The following is a 17,168-nucleotide window of genomic DNA, read 5'->3' as shown; positions in this document are numbered from 1 at the left end:
GGGCTAGCGCTGTGGACTAGCCCTCTCCTTCGTTACTCTCTGCCTGGCAGCTTTTTCCATGCAACAGTATCACGCAAATAAACTGGGCTAGCTTCTTCAGCTGGGACTGTGTTGCCCTTTGCTAACTCGAACTGAGCGAGATAAGCAATATCCTGTGCCTCTGGGTAGAGAACCTCTGAAGCTTGAGTGGTGATCGCCAGTGTTGATAGTGATTCTGAGTATGCATCCCAACCTGTACCAGCGGTTGTCCATTTATGCTCGTCTGCCACGATATTTTCGACAAGAACACTCGGCGGAATGACTTGCTCTTGATCAACCTCTTGCCAGTCTCCTGACTCTAGACGCTCGAAACGACCCCAGTACACTTCGTTCATGCGTGCATCGATAGCACTCGCTACGTTGGTTGCTTGGGCGATACGATAGGCCCCTTGCGCCATCGCTTTTAATGTCGAAATGCCGATCATCGGCAGATCTGCACCAAAACCCAAACCTTGCGCGATACCAATACAAATACGCACACCAGTAAAGCTACCTGGACCACGTGCAAACGCAAGCGCATCAAGATCAGTCAAGGTTAGATCTGCCTCTTTCAGCAGTTCATCTACCATTGGCAGTACTTTCTTAGTGTGGTCGCGCGGCGCGAGTTCACTGCGTGAGTATGTCTTGTCGCCAACTAGAAGCGCTACTGAGCAATTTTCTGTTGCGGTATCGATAGCTAAGATTTTGTAAGTCATTTATTTCTCAATTTGTTCTTCTGCTGCACTCGGTGCTTCGCCTTGTGCTAAAAACGTTTTAATCACGCCCAGGTCTCGAGTTCGGGGAATCGGTGGGAGACTGGACAGGAAGGTCGCTCCATAGTCTCTGGTCACTAATCGGTTATCGCAAATAATCAGTGCACCACGATCTTTTTGATCGCGTATCAAACGTCCAACACCCTGCTTAAGCGTAATCACCGCATCGGGGATCTGAACCTGCTGAAATGGGTCTCCCCCTTGCAGCTTACAATCCTCGATCCGCGCTTTAAGTAACGGATCATCCGGTGCGGTAAACGGTAATTTGTCGATGATAACACAGCTCAAGGTGTCACCTCTAACATCTATTCCTTCCCAGAATGCACCTGTTGCCACCAGCAAGGCATTCCCAAGCTCCATAAACTCAGCCAGGGTTTTCTGCTTACTGGTTTCCCCCTGCAATAACACGGGCAGTGATAGTGTCTCTCGGAACTTCTCCCCAAGCTCACGCATCATGCTGTGCGACGTACACAAAAAGAAACAGCGTCCTTGGTTTTGCTCAATAACAGGGGTAAGCATTCTTACAAGTTTATCAGCCAGACCATTACTGTTGGGCTCTGGCAAGTAACGAGGCACACAGAGTCTTGCTTGGCTTGGGTAATCAAACGGACTTGGTAATGAAAACTGCTTTTTGGGCACTAAGCCCAATCGCGAGGTGAAGTGACCAAAATCATCCGATACAGCGAGTGTGGCGGAGGTAAATATCCAAGCGCCCCCTTTCATCTCAACCTGCTCATGAAACTTATCGGCCACCGTTAAAGGGGTGATATGCAAACTGAAATGGCGCGGTGATGTGTCGTACCAGTAGGAGTAGCCAGGAATCGTCACATCACAGACTCGCTCGATCCTGCCCTTTACGAGGTTAGCGCGTTCAAATGCGGTATCGAGAAGTTGACTGCGACCAAGGGCAAGCTTGAGTACATCAATCACGAAGTCCAAAGCATCGGTGAGTCTTTCCATCTCACGCTTAATACTCGGCGAAGCGATTGCATCTCGCCAGTTACCGCGAAAACCGGTATCACCAAGCACAATTCTCATATCCATCGCTGCTTGAGACAGACGTTCCCCTGCTTTTTGCAGTTGACGCATATCTCTCGCTTCAGTGCGATAACCGATCTCAATGTCCTTACACAGATCTTGGATCTGTCGGCTAGAAACTGATTGTCCAAAGTACTGGCTAGCAATATCAGGGATCTGGTGAGCTTCATCGAAGATAAACACGTCAGCTTCTGGTATCAGTTCACCAAAGCCAGTCTCTTTGATCGCCAAATCCGCCATAAACAAGTGATGGTTCACGACCACAACATCGGAGTCGAGCGCTCGCCTTCTTGCCTTGAGTACAAAGCAATCCTCGTAACTCGGACACTCTTTGCCTAGGCAATTGTCATTGGTTGAGGTAATGGTCGGGATGATTGGGCTATCTTCGGCAATAGCATCGCACTCACCTAAATCGCCTGACTTGGTCTCCGAGGACCAGGTTCGCACTTTAACCAGCTGGGAAAGCAGATCAGTTTGCGTTTCAGTAGTGTGGCTTTCGACCATTTGTCGACTCAGCCTATCCAAACACAAATAGTTAGAACGACCTTTCAGCAGTGACACTTTTCCATGAAAGCCCAAAGCTTCAACCATCAAAGGCAGATCTCGGTGGAACAGCTGCTCCTGCAGGTTTTTCGAGCCGGTACTGATGATCGTCTTTTTTCCACTCAGTAACGCAGGAACGAGATAAGCAAATGTCTTACCCGTGCCCGTGCCAGCCTCGACTACCAGCTGCGTTTGATGCTCAATAGCTTCATCAACGGCATTCGCCATATCCAGCTGCGGTTGGCGTGGTTGAAACCCCGGTATGACCTGCCCTAGCGCACCATCAGAGGCAAACGCTTTGGTGATTGTTCGTGAACCCATTTGGTACCACTGCTAATAAAGAATGGGGGTAGTATACCCAAACCACCAGCAGTTAAAAAACCGATTTGATAGGGGTTAGGGCTGCTAGATTGCATCGAAATCTGGCTTTCTAGAGCCTTTGCCACTAGTGCGGCAGACTTCTTTTGTTGAAACCTTGCTCAGAATAGATTAATAATGTCGGTTATATTGCGTACAACCTTGATAACACGCAGCAAAGATTAAATCCTCGAGTGAGCAAACCTCCAATGCCTTTCATTGAGTTGCATAATCACTGACACACCAAATAAATAGTTTGAGTGACCACGAGGTATGAATGACATTTTCACGGAAGCAGTAAATCATGGAAAAGAAGACCTTATTGACGCATTGCAACGATGCGCCAGGTTTGATCTCAAAGATCACTAACATCTGTTACAAGCACCAGCTAAACATTATTCACAACAACGAATTTGTGGATAACACCAGCGGTCATTTCTTTATGCGTACCGAGCTTGAAGGTTACTTCAATGACGAGACCTTCTTAGCAGACCTAGACCACGCCCTTCCTGAAGGCACTAAACGCAGACTGGTAGATTCATCTCGTAAACGCATCGTGATCTTAGTGACCAAAGAAGCACATTGTCTTGGTGATATCCTGATGAAAAACTTCGATGGCAGCCTAGACGTCGAGATCGCGGCAGTTATCGGCAACTACGACATCCTCCAGGGATTAACAGAGAAGTTTGATATTCCGTATCACTGTGTGTCTCACGAAGGTCTTAGCCGCGAAGAGCACGAAGCAAAAATGTTGGAAGCCATTGACCAATACGAAGCAGACTACCTAGTGTTAGCTAAGTACATGCGCGTACTGACGCCGACTTTCGTTGAGAAGTACCATCACAAGATCATTAACATCCACCACAGTTTCTTGCCTGCTTTTATCGGCGCGAAACCTTATCAGCAAGCGTATGATCGCGGCGTGAAGATCATTGGTGCGACCGCGCACTTTGTTACCAACGACTTGGATGAAGGTCCGATCATTAAGCAAGACGTTATTCCTGTCGACCATAACTTCAGCGCTGCTGATATGGCACAAGCGGGTCGTGACGTAGAGAAGAATGTCTTATCTAAGGCGCTCAATAAAGTGGTCAATGACCACGTATTCGTCTACGGAAACAAGACAGTGATTTTGTAATTATCTATCTGATTTCATTATATTAAAAGCCCTTCTCATCTTAGTATGAAGGGCTTTTTCTCTTTCATAGGGTCGACATTTACTGGTAGGTGTCACCTTTCGAATAATCCACCCGATAACCTAAGTCATCGAGCACTCCCAATGTCACCGGACCTATCAGGTTGCCATTTGCCATCAACTCTGCACTCATGTCTGGCACTGGGCGACCATTCTTATCGTAGCGTTTTTTGTCTTCACTCCATTTAGAGTCGTAAAGATGCCCCCCATCATCACTGATTGGCAGCTCACGATAATCCACATCATATTGCTCATTAAAGCGCTTCACCGCTTGGCTATCGCGCACCATAAACACCTTACCGAGCTGTCCGTCGTGACGTGTGTAGTCCATGGAATACGCACCGATGCCAAACACATGCCCCATTTCATGCAGAATATTGGCATTGAACTCCACCTGATCAAAGCCAGGTTCGTAGGTGTGACTGCCAATAAATACCGAGCCTTCGGTTGGGATTAAACGCCAATTAACGTCAATTTCGGCTTCTGGTCCCGCCATACCGTTGGCGTTGTCCATGGGCACCACGTAGAAGTCAATATCTAGCCTGTGCTGCTCAACCCCATCAACGGAAAGAATCACCTCTAACCAGCGTTTTGATGCGGACAAATAGGGCTGTATGCGCGCATCGGTCCACGTGGCTAGCTTGCCGTCGTGAAGTGTTAGTTGATTGCAGAAGTTGAGGTTAAGTGTGAGATGATCATTGGTGACACTGCGAGATGCTTTGACATCACATTGAGGGTTGTCGAAGTCAAAGTCTTTGGCATGAATCGCCATTGGCAAGCAAGACAACATCAACACAATACCAACAAGCCTTGTACTATCACCAACCATCTTGTTTAGATTCACGCGTCGTTTCCTTACAATCTGAATACGTTTTTCAATTGTAGCTTGCCGACGCGCGTTCATTGGTATGAAGGTGTCTTTACCGTGTTTAACTGTTAACCACGCAAGTAACCTTTTTCACTAGGATGTCAGATTAAGAGCGCCGTCACTTATTCTTTTTCAGAAACGTCCTCTTGCTCAGAAGCGACGATATTTTTCAAACTGTGAGGGTGGAGCTTGATGCAGATGTTATTGAGTTTAAACGCGACCGTTGGGTTAACCAGACGCTCACCTTCTCCTTTCGGGCTCGATAACTTGACCTTTACCCCTTGCTGTTTCGCTTGCTCAAGCTGGCGCTCAAGGTTCGGAAACAGCTTATAGAGATCTTGCAAAAAGGCCTCAGCGGTCAGCGCATTTGATGGCACCACAAATTCAACATGTTCCCAATCCTCTACTGGGTGTGTTTTGCCAATCGCAGGGTAAGGCAATTCTAGACATTCAATGGACCAGCCATGACTTTGAACAGCGTTATCGAACTCAAGCACGATAATTGGACGACCGTTGATCTGCGCCTCGGAGATCACTTTCCCATATTCTAACCATGCTTGATGCGCCGCTTTCGCCAGCTCAGCATCATTAATACGCAAAGCAATATGATCCGCCTGATAAGCAGATAAATCGATAGCTAACAGGCTGCATAAAGCCTGAATATTATCCAGAAAATCATCGATTTTATTCAACATTGCAGAAGGCACTAGACCTTTTTCTATCAGGGTTTGTTGCATTTTTTCGTGCTCACTTTGATCATCAAACGCCAAATAGTAGCAGGATTGAGCTAGAATCAGAAAAAATACAAACTTTCCCCCTAGGTCAGCGGCGTTAAAGTTGCTATTATGTGCGCCAATTTACTAGATTAAATCCAATTCCAAGAATTGAAGCCAAGTTTTGAAGGAAATGCGTGTGAATATCCAAGCACTGATCAACGACAAAGTATCTCAGGCTCTAGAAGCCGCTGGCGCACCTGCAGGCAGTCCTGCGGCTGTTCGCCAATCTGCAAAGCCACAGTTTGGTGACTACCAAGCAAACGGCGTAATGGGCGTTGCTAAGAAGTTGGGTACTAATCCACGAGAATTCGCGCAAAAAGTTCTGGATGTTTTGGACCTAGATGGAATTGCAAGCAAAACAGAAATTGCTGGTCCTGGCTTTATCAACATCTTCCTAAGTGAAGAGTTCCTAGCGCAGCAAGCAGACGAGGCTCTGGCTGACTCTCGCCTAGGTGTGGCTTCTCAAGAGCAGCAAACGATCGTTGCTGACTACTCAGCACCAAACGTGGCTAAAGAAATGCACGTTGGTCACCTGCGCTCAACCATCATCGGTGATGCGGTTGTTCGCACGCTAGAGTTTTTGGGTCACAAAGTGATTCGTGCAAACCATATCGGCGACTGGGGTACTCAGTTCGGTATGCTTATCGCAAACCTTGAGCGCGTACAACAAGAGTCTGGCGAAGTCTCTATGGAACTTTCTGACCTTGAAGCGTTTTACCGTGAGTCTAAAAAACTGTATGACGAAGATGCAGAGTTTGCCGAACGCGCACGTGGCTATGTTGTAAAACTTCAAGGTGGCGATGAGTTCTGCGGCGAGATGTGGAAGAAACTGGTTGACGTCACTATGATTCAAAACCAGCGTAACTACGACCGTCTAAACGTATCACTGACTCGCGATGACGTAATGGGCGAAAGCATGTACAACGACATGCTGCCAGGTATTGTTCAAGATCTGAAAGAAAAAGGTCTTGCAGTAGAAGATGACGGCGCGCAAGTTGTCTTCCTTGATGAGTACAAGAACAAAGATGGTGAGCCAATGGGCGTTATCATCCAGAAGCGTGACGGCGGCTTCCTGTACACCACTACTGATATCGCTTGTGCTAAGTACCGCTACGAGCAGCTAGGCGCAGATCGCGTACTTTACTTCATCGACTCACGTCAGCATCAGCACCTGCAACAGGCGTGGACAATTGTTCGTAAAGCGGGCTACGTGCCAGAGTCAACAACGCTTGAGCACCATGCGTTCGGTATGATGCTAGGTAAAGATGGCCGTCCATTTAAGACACGTGCTGGCGGCACGGTTCGTCTTGCAGACCTTCTAGATGAAGCGGTTGAGCGTGCAAACGCGCTTATCGAGTCTAAGAACCCTGAACTTGCAAGCGAAGAGAAAGCAAACATCGCGAACACAGTTGCAATGGCAGCGGTTAAGTACGCAGACCTTTCTAAGCACCGTACTACTGACTACGTGTTTGACTGGGACAACATGCTTGCATTTGAAGGCAACACAGCACCATATATGCAGTATGCGTATACACGTGTAGCGTCTGTATTTGCTAAAGCTGGTGTGTCGATGGATGAGCTTACTGGCGACATCAAGATCACTGACGAAAAAGAGAAAGCACTGGTTGCTAAGCTTCTACAATTTGAAGAAGCGGTTGAGTCAGTGGCTCGTGAAGGTCAGCCTCACATCATGTGTAGCTACCTATTCGAACTAGCAGGTCAATTCTCTAGCTTCTACGAAGCGTGCCCAATCCTAGTTGCCGAAGACGAAGCGGTGAAGCAAAGCCGTCTACGACTTGCAGCCCTAACTGCTAAGACTATCAAACAAGGTCTTGAGCTACTGGGTATCGAGACACTAGAAAGAATGTAATTTATTGAAATAGCATTCATAATAGAAGGCGAGATGCGAAAGCACCTCGCCTTTTTTGTCCCTTTTACTTCGACATGAGCGCCTACCATGAGCTTTGAACTGCACCCACAACTTACAAAAGACACTAGCCTACTTGGTGAATTTCCATTGAGTCTGGCGCTACTACACAGAGACGACTCGGTTCCTTGGGTTATCTTGGTGCCTAAGAAAGCGGACTTAACTGAGCTGCATCACCTGCCAATGTCGGAACAGCAGCAGTTTCTAATCGAGTCTGAGGTAGTCAACCGTGCTCTAGAGACCCTGTTCACCCCGGATAAGCTCAATTTTGGCGCACTGGGTAATATGGTGCCGCAGCTTCACGTTCATCATATTGCGCGCTTTAAGAATGATATCGCTTGGCCTGGACCACTGTGGGGAAGCACCAAGGGTGAGTATCGCAGCGATGCAGACCAACAAAGCTTGGTTCAACGTATTCAGTCGCAGCTCGCGGAAAGTGAGCTTTTTATAAGCGCGTGATTGACTAATAGCTGGCTGTTCAAGAAAAGAAAAGCTCCGACAAAATCGGAGCTTTTTCGTGACTACATTTTAACACTCAGTGATAAAGCATCGGCTTGATTCACATGATATCGCACGCGCATCACCTGGCCTTTCTTATCACAATCTTCCGTCCTTGAAAGCTTTCCTTTTCGAATCCAGACCGCAAGCATGGCATCAACTCCGTCTTCGCTGAGCGAGAACTGCTTTGCTAGCTCTTGTCGGATTACGGCTGGGTTCGCTTCAATATACGCTTTCAAATCAGATAGAATCATGCCGTTTGCATCTCCATTTGTGCCTGCTTTTTGCCTTGGTTCTTAAGCAGTTTCCACACCAATGCGCCCGCTGCCAAGATTGCAACGATCCACACAGCACTCGTCATCGGGTGAAGAGCGAAGTGAGTGACTTGGTAGTACAGCGTTGCACCACCGTAGGCAAGTCCCATGGTCCATACTGCAATAAAGCGCGCGTACTTCTGTCCAAACTCTTTCACGTAAGCGCCCATAGCCGCAACACATGGAGTGTAGAGCAAGATGAAGATCAAGTAAGCAAACGCTGCGTTACTGGTCACGAAGTAGCCTTTAAGGTTACCAAAGATCGAGCTATCTACCTCTTGGTCTTCTGCTACTGCCGAAGAATCAGACAGATCACCGACATCGACACCCAGTGGGTCTGAGTAGCTGAGATCCGCCAGGTTCGCAGGAATAGATTCAACGGCTTCTTGAAGGCTACCCAGTAGATCATATTCACCCTCTTCACCCTCACTAGAGGTGTAAAGGCTGTTTAGCGTACCGACGACTGCTTCTTTGGCAAAGATACCCGTGATAATACCCACTGTCGCCGGCCAGTTGTCTTGTTGAACACCCATAGGAGCAAAAACAGGAGTGACGACTTGTGCTGCTTTTGACAGTACTGAGTTCTCGCTATCTTGGTTACCAAAACTGCCATCTGTACCCACTGAGTTTAGGAAGCTAAGAATGGTCACAACCACAACGATGGTTTTACCGGCACCGAGTACAAAGCGCTTTAGCTTCTGCCAGGTCTTAATCATCACATTCTGGAAAGTTGGTAGCTCATAGTCAGGCATTTCCATCACTAGGCTATCGCTCGAGCCCGGGTAAATCGTGTGCTTTAACACCAAACCAGTAAAGACGGCTGCAACAATACCTAAAAGGTAAAGAGCAAATACTACGTTCTGACCACTTTCTGGGAAGAATGCAGCTGCAAACAGAGCGTATACAGGCAGTCTCGCGCCACATGACATAAATGGAGCCATAGAAGCAGCGAGTTTACGCTCACGCTCTTGATCCAGCGTTCGTGTCGCCATAATTGAAGGCACGTTACAACCAAAGCCAAGCACTAGAGGAACAAACGCTTTACCTGGCAGACCAATTTTCTGCATGACCTTATCAAGTACAAACGCCGCTCGTGACATATATCCAGAGCTCTCTAGCACCGCCAAGAACAGATAAAGCGCAGCGATCACGGGAATAAAAGTCGCCACGGTTTGGATACCGCCACCGACACCATCGGCGATCAAAGTAACAAGCCAAACTGGAAGGTGGTCATCAAGAAGGTAGTGCCCGCCATCAACAAGAAGTGCGCCAACGCCGATATCAAAGAAGTCGATGAAAGCACTGCCAATGTTAATGGAGAACATGAACATGAGATACATGACCACGAAGAAGAAAGGCACACCAACCCATTTATTGAGGATGAAGCCATCTACTTTTTCGGTAAAGCTTCGGCTCAGTTTACCCTCGCTGCGGCGAAGCTTTTTACACTGCTCATGCAAGAAGGTGTACTTGGTATCCGCCACTTGAAGGTCAATGTCGATCTCTGCTTGGTTTGAAGCCAGCTCGATCTCATCTCTCTGCTCTGAGGTGAGTGAGTTCAGCACCATAACATCATTTTCTAGCGCTCGAATCGCCAAAGCGCGAGAGCTCACTGACTCACCAGCAAAGGTCGGCTCAACTTTTGCGATCGCCTGTTCCATTTCAGAGCCATAGTTAACCGCAAGTGCATCGAGAGTAAGACCTTGCACAACCGTTTTATGCAATCGCTCTTTCAGGGCTCGTACCTGATCTTTGTCTGTCGCAGAAAGCGTGAGCACTGGGCAGCCGAGTGCTTTTTCTAAGCCAGCGACATCCAGCTTGACGCGTTCGCGTTTTAGCGCGTCCATTTTGTTAAGCACAACGACCATCGGACGACCCAATTCACGAAGCTGCAGCGTCATGTAGAGACTGCGTTCGAGGCTTGTTGCGTCGACAACATTGATAATAAGGTCTGCTGGATGAGTCAGTACCGCGCGAGAAGCAATAGATTCATCAATACTGTTGCCATCATTTCCGCTATCTAGTGCATAGATACCAGGTAGATCCGTTAGCTGAAATTGGTCACCGGCATGGCTGTATTGACCCGTTTTCTTTTCAACCGTTACGCCAGCCCAGTTACCGACTTGTTGCTTAGCACCTGTTAGGCCATTGAATAGCGTTGTTTTACCACTATTAGGATTACCCACAGTAAGGATGGTGTAGTTCATCACAATGACTCCACTTCTATTGATTGAGCAATATTGTTGCGAACCGCTAGTGACACGCCACGTACTTCGATCTGCAATGGGTCGCCCATAGGAGCACGACGAATCACCTTTACTTCGGTGTTTGGTAACAATCCCATTACCATCAATTTTTTTACGGACGTCACTCGATAGCCCAGTTAGTGCAGTAATCTTGCCACTGCTTCCGATGTTCAAATCAGCAAGTTTCATTCAATTCACCCAAACTATGATTGGTAATGAGAAATATTAACATTAACAGTCATTTTATAGTTGCAAGCTTATTTTGCGCATTGCGCTACGTCAATTTAGGCCGGATTGCAAACGTATTATTTGTCAAAATATGTCCGTCAATTACGTCAAAATGTCATCTCAAAAACTTTTATCGTGACAAAACAATGACAGCCACAAAAACTAAATTTAAATAAAAGTTCATATTTTCAATCACTTAACATAAAGCCAGAAAACTGTCGCAATCTTCATGGTAACTTGCCGTTATTTTTATAAGGAAATTAAGTCGAGTTATTTATAGTTAATACCAACAGAGCAACCTGCTCCTGTTAATCGAAATTCCAGAGGTGATGTGGGCGACCACATCACTCCGGCAGCAAGCGAAGGTGTCATTGACACCCGCGGTATGGTCCCCCGGCTATGCCGCGATTTTTTTTTGTCTGCTATCTAATACCTCACAAACCTACCGTCCGCGAATTGTAAAAACACAAACACCACTTCATAATTTAACTATCTCTGATAAAAGGAAATTATCCTATGATGAAGTTAAATGGAGACGTTGGTGAGAGCTTCGGTCAATGGAGTATGGGGTGTGATAGTGAACTTATCCCACTTCTCGATATGGCAAACATCGCTTGTGGCTTTCATGCATCCGACCCCGACCACATGTCGCAAACCGTTAAACTTTGCAAAGCACATGACGTCACCATAGGAGCGCATCCGGGTTATCCAGATTTACAAGGATTTGGCAGGCGCAGTCTTGCCATGTCAAGTGAGTCCATTACTCACTCTATCCTTTATCAGGTAGGTGCGTTACAAGCAGTTACAAAGCATCATCAAACCTGCGTCGAGTACATAAAACCTCATGGCGCGCTTTACAACGATATGATGGCATCTGCTTCTGTATTTGATGCTGTGTTGCAGGCCGCTCATACGCTAGAGTTGCCTTTGATGATATTGGACACCGCAGAAGCTAACACTTATCGCTCTCTTGCTGATGAGCAAGGGGTTGCTTTGATTATGGAGGCATTTGCCGATCGTCGGTATCTGAGCTCTGGTCGCCTTGCGCCTCGTCAGCTCGACAACGCCGTCCTTCACCAGCCTGACGAAATATTGTCACAAGCTGATGCTTTTCTTTCACAGCGCCCAATCACCACCATAGACGGTGAGTCATTACTTCTAGCGCCAGATACACTTTGCGTCCATGGTGATAACCAAGCGTCTATAAAAGTAGCAAGTCAGTTAAAACAGCGTATCGCTCAGACTGAAGCTAAGGCTAGATCATGAAGAAGCCGTCTATAGATCAAGTGAGTGAATCGGCACTGCTGTTAACCTTTGCTAGCCGTATAGATACGTCCCTTCCTACGAAAATTGCCAGTATCGCCAATCAGCTAGAGCAAGCGTTTTCAGGCTCAATTACCAACTGCACCCCCTCCTACACAACGCTTCTTATTGAGTTTCATCCGATTCGCGGCTCTGCCAACCAGATCATTCAGTTCGTAGAGGGGATTTCTGCCAAAGATGAGATTAATAAGGACACGTTAGGTGAGCCTATTATGTTGCCTACCTATTATGGTGAAGAAGTTGCTCCAGATTTGCTCGCACTAGAAGCCTCGCTGTCGTTATCTCGAGAAGATATAGTCATGTACCACACCAGTACGATTTACTCAGTGTGTGCGATTGGTTTTGCCCCTGGTTTTGCATTTCTAGCAGAGCTACCCGAGCAAATACGTGCACCTAGACACGTCACACCCCGCTCGTTTGTGCCAAAAGGCAGTGTCGGTATCGCCAACAACCAAACCGCCGTCTATCCCAACGACACTCCGGGAGGATGGCAAATTATTGGCAATTGTCCTTTACCCCTGTTTAATCAAGCGTCACCTGATCAGTCCCTTCTCAAAGTCGGTGACCGAGTGCAATTCCATGCTATTAGTAAACAGAAGTTTTTGTCGCTAGGAGGGCGCTTATGGGACGCCTAATTGTCATCAATGATAATCATCATATAACGACTCAAGACTTAGGCCGATTTGGAGCCAGTAAATACGGACTCACTCAAGGTGGCGCCGCAGACCTTCATGCTCACTGTTGGGGACAAAAACTACTGGGTAACACCATGTCTAGCACCAGCCTCGAAATATTATTGGGGCGTGCCAAATTCCGAGCCGAGGGTGATATGACTCTTGTTCTCACTGGCGCAGATTGCAACGGCGAGATACTGACAGGGAGCACAGATAGTAGAAGAGTCGTCAATTGGCATCCATTTGGCCTCAGAGATGGACAAGAGTTGCATTTATCGATCCCGAGAGCGGGTTGTCGAACCTATATCTCTACAAGCGGCGGATTCGATGTCGCAACCTTCATGGGAAGCACATCGACCGTCGAGCGCGATGGGGTCGGTGGTATCAAAGCAGGTTTGCCATTAGCTAATGGAGATTCGCTAAAGTCAGCCAGCCGCAATTCATCCATTCCTTCCGATAACATGCCCAGAACGGCAATGCCCAATTACGAAGGCGTACGCACACTTCGCATTATCCCTAGCTTTCAATATCACCAATTGGATAGGTGTCTTCTGCAAAGAGTTCTGCAACAATCTTACAACGTCAGCCCAAACAGCAACAGAATGGGGGTCAGGCTACAAGCAAGCCTTGTGTCAGAGCCAGTAAATACTCACTCACTCATTTCTGAAGGTATTGTCTGTGGTGCTGTACAGATCCCGCCCGACGGTAATCCTATTGTCATGTTAAGCGACCATCAAACGCTTGGCGGGTATCCAAAACTTGGTGTAGTGGCATTTCGCGATCTTTCCGTTGCGGCTCAATTGAGACCCGGAGATGCTGTACGTATACGCCTTACTAACCTCCCATTGGAGAGACTGAAGCAGCGCGCATTTTATCGCTACTTTAATCTGTAACAAGGTCGCTTAATACCTAGCTTTCGGTCACGTCCATCATGGCAAACTTAGATGGTGGAAGACCAAAGTAGACCTTAAAGCGCTGCGAGAAGTACGATGGGTCATTGAAGCCACACGCAAAGGCAACGTCCGACACCTTCTCTCCCTGCAAGAGCATCTCACAGGCTTTTTCCATACGAACATCCGTTAAGTAATCGGTAAAGGTGCTGTTAAACTGCGATTTAAAGCGGCGCTGGAAGCTCCTTTCTGACAAGAATAGAGCTTTAGATACAGACGCAGTGCTAAAGTCCGGGTCATTGAACTGCTCCGATACTAGTCGAGTAACTTGGCGCTTCCACTGCTCATGCTTGTCGACTTTTATTTCAACAGGCGACTTCGAAGCCTCCACTCCGAGTATCGGTTTTCCAACTGTACGCTCTGAGATATCGCCCAAGCCACTGTCTCGCTTTTCTTCTGGAGAGAGCATCCAACGAAGTGTCAAACGATTCGTGCTTCCTCTTTCGACCGGCTTTAACTCCCCACCTGAGCGATGAATATGAGCTGGGAGGCTAGAAGGGCTAAAATCGAGCTGACTCTCTTTTCCATCAAACGATTGAGTGGAGGCCTGTTCGTTGTAGTTAGGCAAAGGTAAACCATTGTCTTCGAAAATAACATTGAGTTTGGTTAGCTCATCATCAACCGTCACCTTAAGCACCTGACCCCGAACCATTCTTCGAAGTGCATTAGCGATGACAGAGTTGAAGATGATGTCGAGATTACACGTATCGAGAACTACACGCTCACAGCTCGCTTTGACCACGAGTTCGACTTTTATGCCGTAGCTATCCAGCTCTTTTTTCCACGCATCGACGGTAAACTTGAGGATACTGACCACAGAGCAAACAACAGGTGATGTACTCTCCTCATCAAAAATAGCCTTGATGTTGTCAAGTCCATCATAATCTGGCGTTTTACTCTTTGACCAGTTAGGGATCTGCTCAAGCTTAAACTGAGCACTATGTTGGGCCGCTTGCTCCACCAGCTCTTGCAGCAATAGTTGTCGGATTTTGAAAGCCTTACGCAACTGCTGATTATTACCAACCAATACTCGACTCTGGTGCTGAAGCTGCTCAGTTTTTAAGGCGACTTGTGTCTTCAACGAGCGGTTCATAAACCGGATCCGTCTTGAGCGCCAATAGATAATGCCAGCAATAAGCAGTATGGATGCTAGCCCTAGGACTGAATAGAACATGCCCGTCATGTACCAAGGAGTACGCACTAAATAACTGAAGCGTATAGGAAGACTCTGCTCTTGCGCACCTAGTACGGCCACTTCAAGGGAGTGGATACCTGGCGTTGGCTTATCAATGTTTAGTTGGAAGCCTTGCATCGTTTGCCAATCGGTATCAGGTGTTCGGTATACCAAACTTTGGCCTTGATTAGATGGCCACAAGCTCAATTGCAATGCAATGCTATCGCCATAATCAACGTCGTGGACCGCCTCTTGAATATCACCCAAGCTGATGGGTTCGTTATTCACCGATACTTGCGAGACTAAAACCTTAGGGGTTGGCGCAGGGTTATCTAGCAGTTTGTTGGGAGAAAACTCTACGATGCCATATCGTGAACCTAAAACGACGCGATCACTGTATGAGCTATAAGCGCAGCTACCGTTGATAAATTCATTACTTATCACACCATAAGGCGCACTTAGGTGTCTGACTATCTGCCCATTATCATTGTATGCGGTGAGTCCCGCAGAGCTAATAAGCCAAAACGCATTATCACTTCGAGTAATACAAACTGGTCTAGTGCTATCCTGAAAAAGCTCCAGTCGAGAAAATAACTGATGCTCAGTATCATAGCGAAACGCACCATAGCTGCTAGCAGCCCAGATACTATTATCATGCGCAACCATTTCTGTGACACTTCCAAATGGCTCACTTTCACCAATATAACGACTTCGACCTTGCTCAATGATATAGAGCCCGTGATCCGTGCCAATGAGGGCCCTATCCTTCCCAAGTGCATTTATCTCGGTCACCTTTGCGGGTAAGTGACCACTCACAACCCATTCTTGCCCATAGTCTTTTGCAGAGCGGGTTTCGATGTCGATACTGAAAAGATGAAGACCGTCACTGACCCACAAAACGTGACCACTCCCTAAAGCAACATGTTCGACCTGAGCCGGGAGGTTTTCTACGGTTTGATTCATTGCTGTAATTTGGTAAGCCCCAAGCTCTACATGCATAAGCCCTCGGTCTGTGGCCAACCAAAGCTCTTGCTCGCGCTGTGCAAGTGAGGTCACTGCGCCCCAAAATACCATAGCTGACTCACCCCGCTCATCAACGGAGTAGAGCGCGCTTCCGGTAATGACCCAATATCCTCCAAGCGGATTGTCCATCACTTCCAGCTTGGGCTCTAAGCGATTCAGGTTTTCATCAATCGACACCGAGCTACGTTTAAAAAGCGAACCATATTCAGAAAAATAACGGACACCGTTATTCGTCGCAATCCACATACCGAGTTCACCGTCCGCGACAAGGGCATAGATCTTCTCACCAGCAAGACCAAATTCATCGTGAGGGTTAAATTTAACCCGTTTGATTTCTTGAGACGCTTTGTCCAGAAGGTACAGTCCCTGCTCCGTTCCTACCCAGAAATGTGTCGCGGAGCTTTCAAGTGCAAGTACATGTTGACCTAATGGAAAGAACTGTCGTTCACCATTGTTATCTATAGGCAAAGTCTCAACACCGGAGTGGTAGCCTATGACAAGCGTATTCGACTGGGGCTCGACAAGTAACCGAGAGACTTGTCCACGATGTGTTTTACCCACATAGCTCAAACTATCGTTTTGCCAACGATAGAGCCCAACATTGGTGCCTATATACCAGCTATCTGAAGTGTCTATCGCTGCGGTCACCGAAACGCCAACACCACCATAAAAGCGCTCAAACGCCTTGATCTCAATGGATTCAAATCGAGAGCTTGAATCAATACCAAGATAGAGGTGTTGGTCGGTCGCAAACCAAATGTGCTCACCACCATTTCCAAGCGATTGAATATGCTCAGTAAGCTTAGTGGTATAAACCTTCTCGACGTTACCAAACGGCTTTTTAGAAAAAAGCTTGTTTGCCTTTGCATACCAAAACTGCCCCTCAAAAAAAGTGACGTCATTGTATTCGAACGCGAGATTCTCTAACTCAATAAACCGAGTACCATCATAGAAGCGCACACGATTATGGACATCAATGGACCAAAGCCCTCCCTCTACACCTGGAAACAACTGTTTAGCAGCTAGGAACTGCCCATTGGTTTGTAATGACAAAGGATAAAAAACAGGAGGAAGCTCTTTCGCTTTTAGGCTTAATGGACATAGCAAAAGCAAAGCGGTGAACAAACAAGTAAATATCGAGCGAGCAGACACCGTTTGACTACCCGCTCTTTTATGCGAGGTAGTAGGCGAGCTAAGTGTTTTCAGCAAGGATAGAGTCAAAGCCAAACCAGTTAATTTGCGA

General features: G+C 47.2%; 13 protein-coding genes and 1 pseudogene. 6 read left to right on the top strand and 8 right to left on the bottom strand.

What is annotated here, in order from left to right; genetic code table 11:
* Positions 1-32: 32 nt before the first annotated feature.
* Complete coding sequence (gene tsaB / locus AC6I8Y_RS03830) at positions 33-734, bottom strand: tRNA (adenosine(37)-N6)-threonylcarbamoyltransferase complex dimerization subunit type 1 TsaB (RefSeq protein ID WP_498020804.1); 702 nt, start codon at positions 732-734, stop codon at positions 33-35.
* Entirely contained in the window at positions 735-2,693 is a 1,959-nt protein-coding gene (yoaA, locus tag AC6I8Y_RS03825; RefSeq protein WP_498020803.1) for a DNA repair helicase YoaA, read from the bottom strand.
* 340 nt (positions 2,694-3,033) lie between these two features.
* On the opposite strand from yoaA, the gene purU reads away from it, so the two are divergent.
* On the top strand, positions 3,034-3,867 hold the full coding sequence (gene purU / locus AC6I8Y_RS03820; protein ID WP_234494363.1) for a formyltetrahydrofolate deformylase: 834 nt from the start codon (positions 3,034-3,036) through the stop codon (positions 3,865-3,867).
* A gap of 79 nt (positions 3,868-3,946) precedes the next feature.
* Here purU and AC6I8Y_RS03815 read toward each other — a convergent pair whose 3' ends face one another.
* Both AC6I8Y_RS03815 and AC6I8Y_RS03810 read right to left on the bottom strand, forming a co-directional pair.
* Complete coding sequence (locus AC6I8Y_RS03815; protein ID WP_498020802.1) at positions 3,947-4,768, bottom strand: hypothetical protein; 822 nt, start codon at positions 4,766-4,768, stop codon at positions 3,947-3,949.
* A gap of 146 nt (positions 4,769-4,914) precedes the next feature.
* Positions 4,915-5,529: a VOC family protein gene (locus tag AC6I8Y_RS03810; RefSeq protein ID WP_498020801.1), complete on the bottom strand. Its 615-nt coding sequence runs from the start codon at positions 5,527-5,529 to the stop codon at positions 4,915-4,917.
* A 175-nt stretch (positions 5,530-5,704) separates the two neighbouring features.
* Between AC6I8Y_RS03810 and argS the strand changes: the two genes are divergently transcribed.
* Together argS and AC6I8Y_RS03800 are read left to right on the top strand one after the other, a co-directional pair.
* Positions 5,705-7,438, top strand: a complete 1,734-nt coding sequence (gene argS, locus AC6I8Y_RS03805; RefSeq protein WP_394153517.1) for an arginine--tRNA ligase — start codon at positions 5,705-5,707, stop codon at positions 7,436-7,438.
* Between the two features lie 87 nt (positions 7,439-7,525).
* Positions 7,526-7,954, top strand: coding sequence for an HIT family protein (locus tag AC6I8Y_RS03800; RefSeq protein WP_394153515.1), 429 nt, complete (start codon positions 7,526-7,528; stop codon positions 7,952-7,954).
* Between the two features lie 62 nt (positions 7,955-8,016).
* Here the strand turns inward: AC6I8Y_RS03800 and AC6I8Y_RS03795 are convergent, their stop codons facing one another.
* From AC6I8Y_RS03795 to AC6I8Y_RS03785, 3 genes and pseudogenes are all read right to left on the bottom strand, one after another.
* Positions 8,017-8,247 carry a FeoC-like transcriptional regulator gene (locus tag AC6I8Y_RS03795; protein WP_498020800.1) on the bottom strand — a complete coding sequence of 77 codons (231 nt, stop codon included), beginning with the start codon at positions 8,245-8,247 and terminating at the stop codon, positions 8,017-8,019.
* Positions 8,244-10,514 (bottom strand): Fe(2+) transporter permease subunit FeoB, encoded by a 2,271-nt coding sequence (feoB, locus tag AC6I8Y_RS03790; protein WP_498020799.1) that lies wholly within the window; start codon positions 10,512-10,514, stop codon positions 8,244-8,246. Before feoB ends, AC6I8Y_RS03795 begins: the two co-directional genes overlap by 4 nt.
* Positions 10,514-10,742: pseudogene (locus AC6I8Y_RS03785) on the bottom strand (FeoA family protein). Before AC6I8Y_RS03785 ends, feoB begins: the two are co-directional and overlap by 1 nt.
* A 558-nt stretch (positions 10,743-11,300) precedes the next feature.
* Here AC6I8Y_RS03785 and AC6I8Y_RS03780 point away from each other — a divergent pair.
* The 3 genes from AC6I8Y_RS03780 to AC6I8Y_RS03770 are packed head-to-tail and all read left to right on the top strand — an operon-like array spanning position 11,301 to position 13,671.
* The gene (locus AC6I8Y_RS03780; protein WP_394153574.1) at positions 11,301-12,047 is read left to right on the top strand and encodes a 5-oxoprolinase subunit PxpA; all 747 of its coding nucleotides are present in this window, start codon (positions 11,301-11,303) and stop codon (positions 12,045-12,047) included.
* The gene (gene pxpB, locus AC6I8Y_RS03775) at positions 12,044-12,739 is read left to right on the top strand and encodes a 5-oxoprolinase subunit PxpB (RefSeq protein ID WP_394153508.1); all 696 of its coding nucleotides are present in this window, start codon (positions 12,044-12,046) and stop codon (positions 12,737-12,739) included. The genes AC6I8Y_RS03780 and pxpB overlap by 4 nt, the downstream gene beginning before the upstream one ends.
* Positions 12,727-13,671 carry a 5-oxoprolinase subunit C family protein gene (locus tag AC6I8Y_RS03770; protein WP_498020798.1) on the top strand — a complete coding sequence of 315 codons (945 nt, stop codon included), beginning with the start codon at positions 12,727-12,729 and terminating at the stop codon, positions 13,669-13,671. Before pxpB ends, AC6I8Y_RS03770 begins: the two co-directional genes overlap by 13 nt.
* 16 nt (positions 13,672-13,687) lie before the next feature.
* Here the strand turns inward: AC6I8Y_RS03770 and AC6I8Y_RS03765 are convergent, their stop codons facing one another.
* Entirely contained in the window at positions 13,688-17,134 is a 3,447-nt protein-coding gene (locus AC6I8Y_RS03765; RefSeq protein WP_498020797.1) for a helix-turn-helix domain-containing protein, read from the bottom strand.
* Between the last annotated feature and the right edge of the window lie 34 nt (positions 17,135-17,168).

Source organism: Vibrio sp. KUL78, from assembly GCF_059725505.1.
This window is presented reverse-complemented; position numbering and strand designations above follow the sequence as displayed.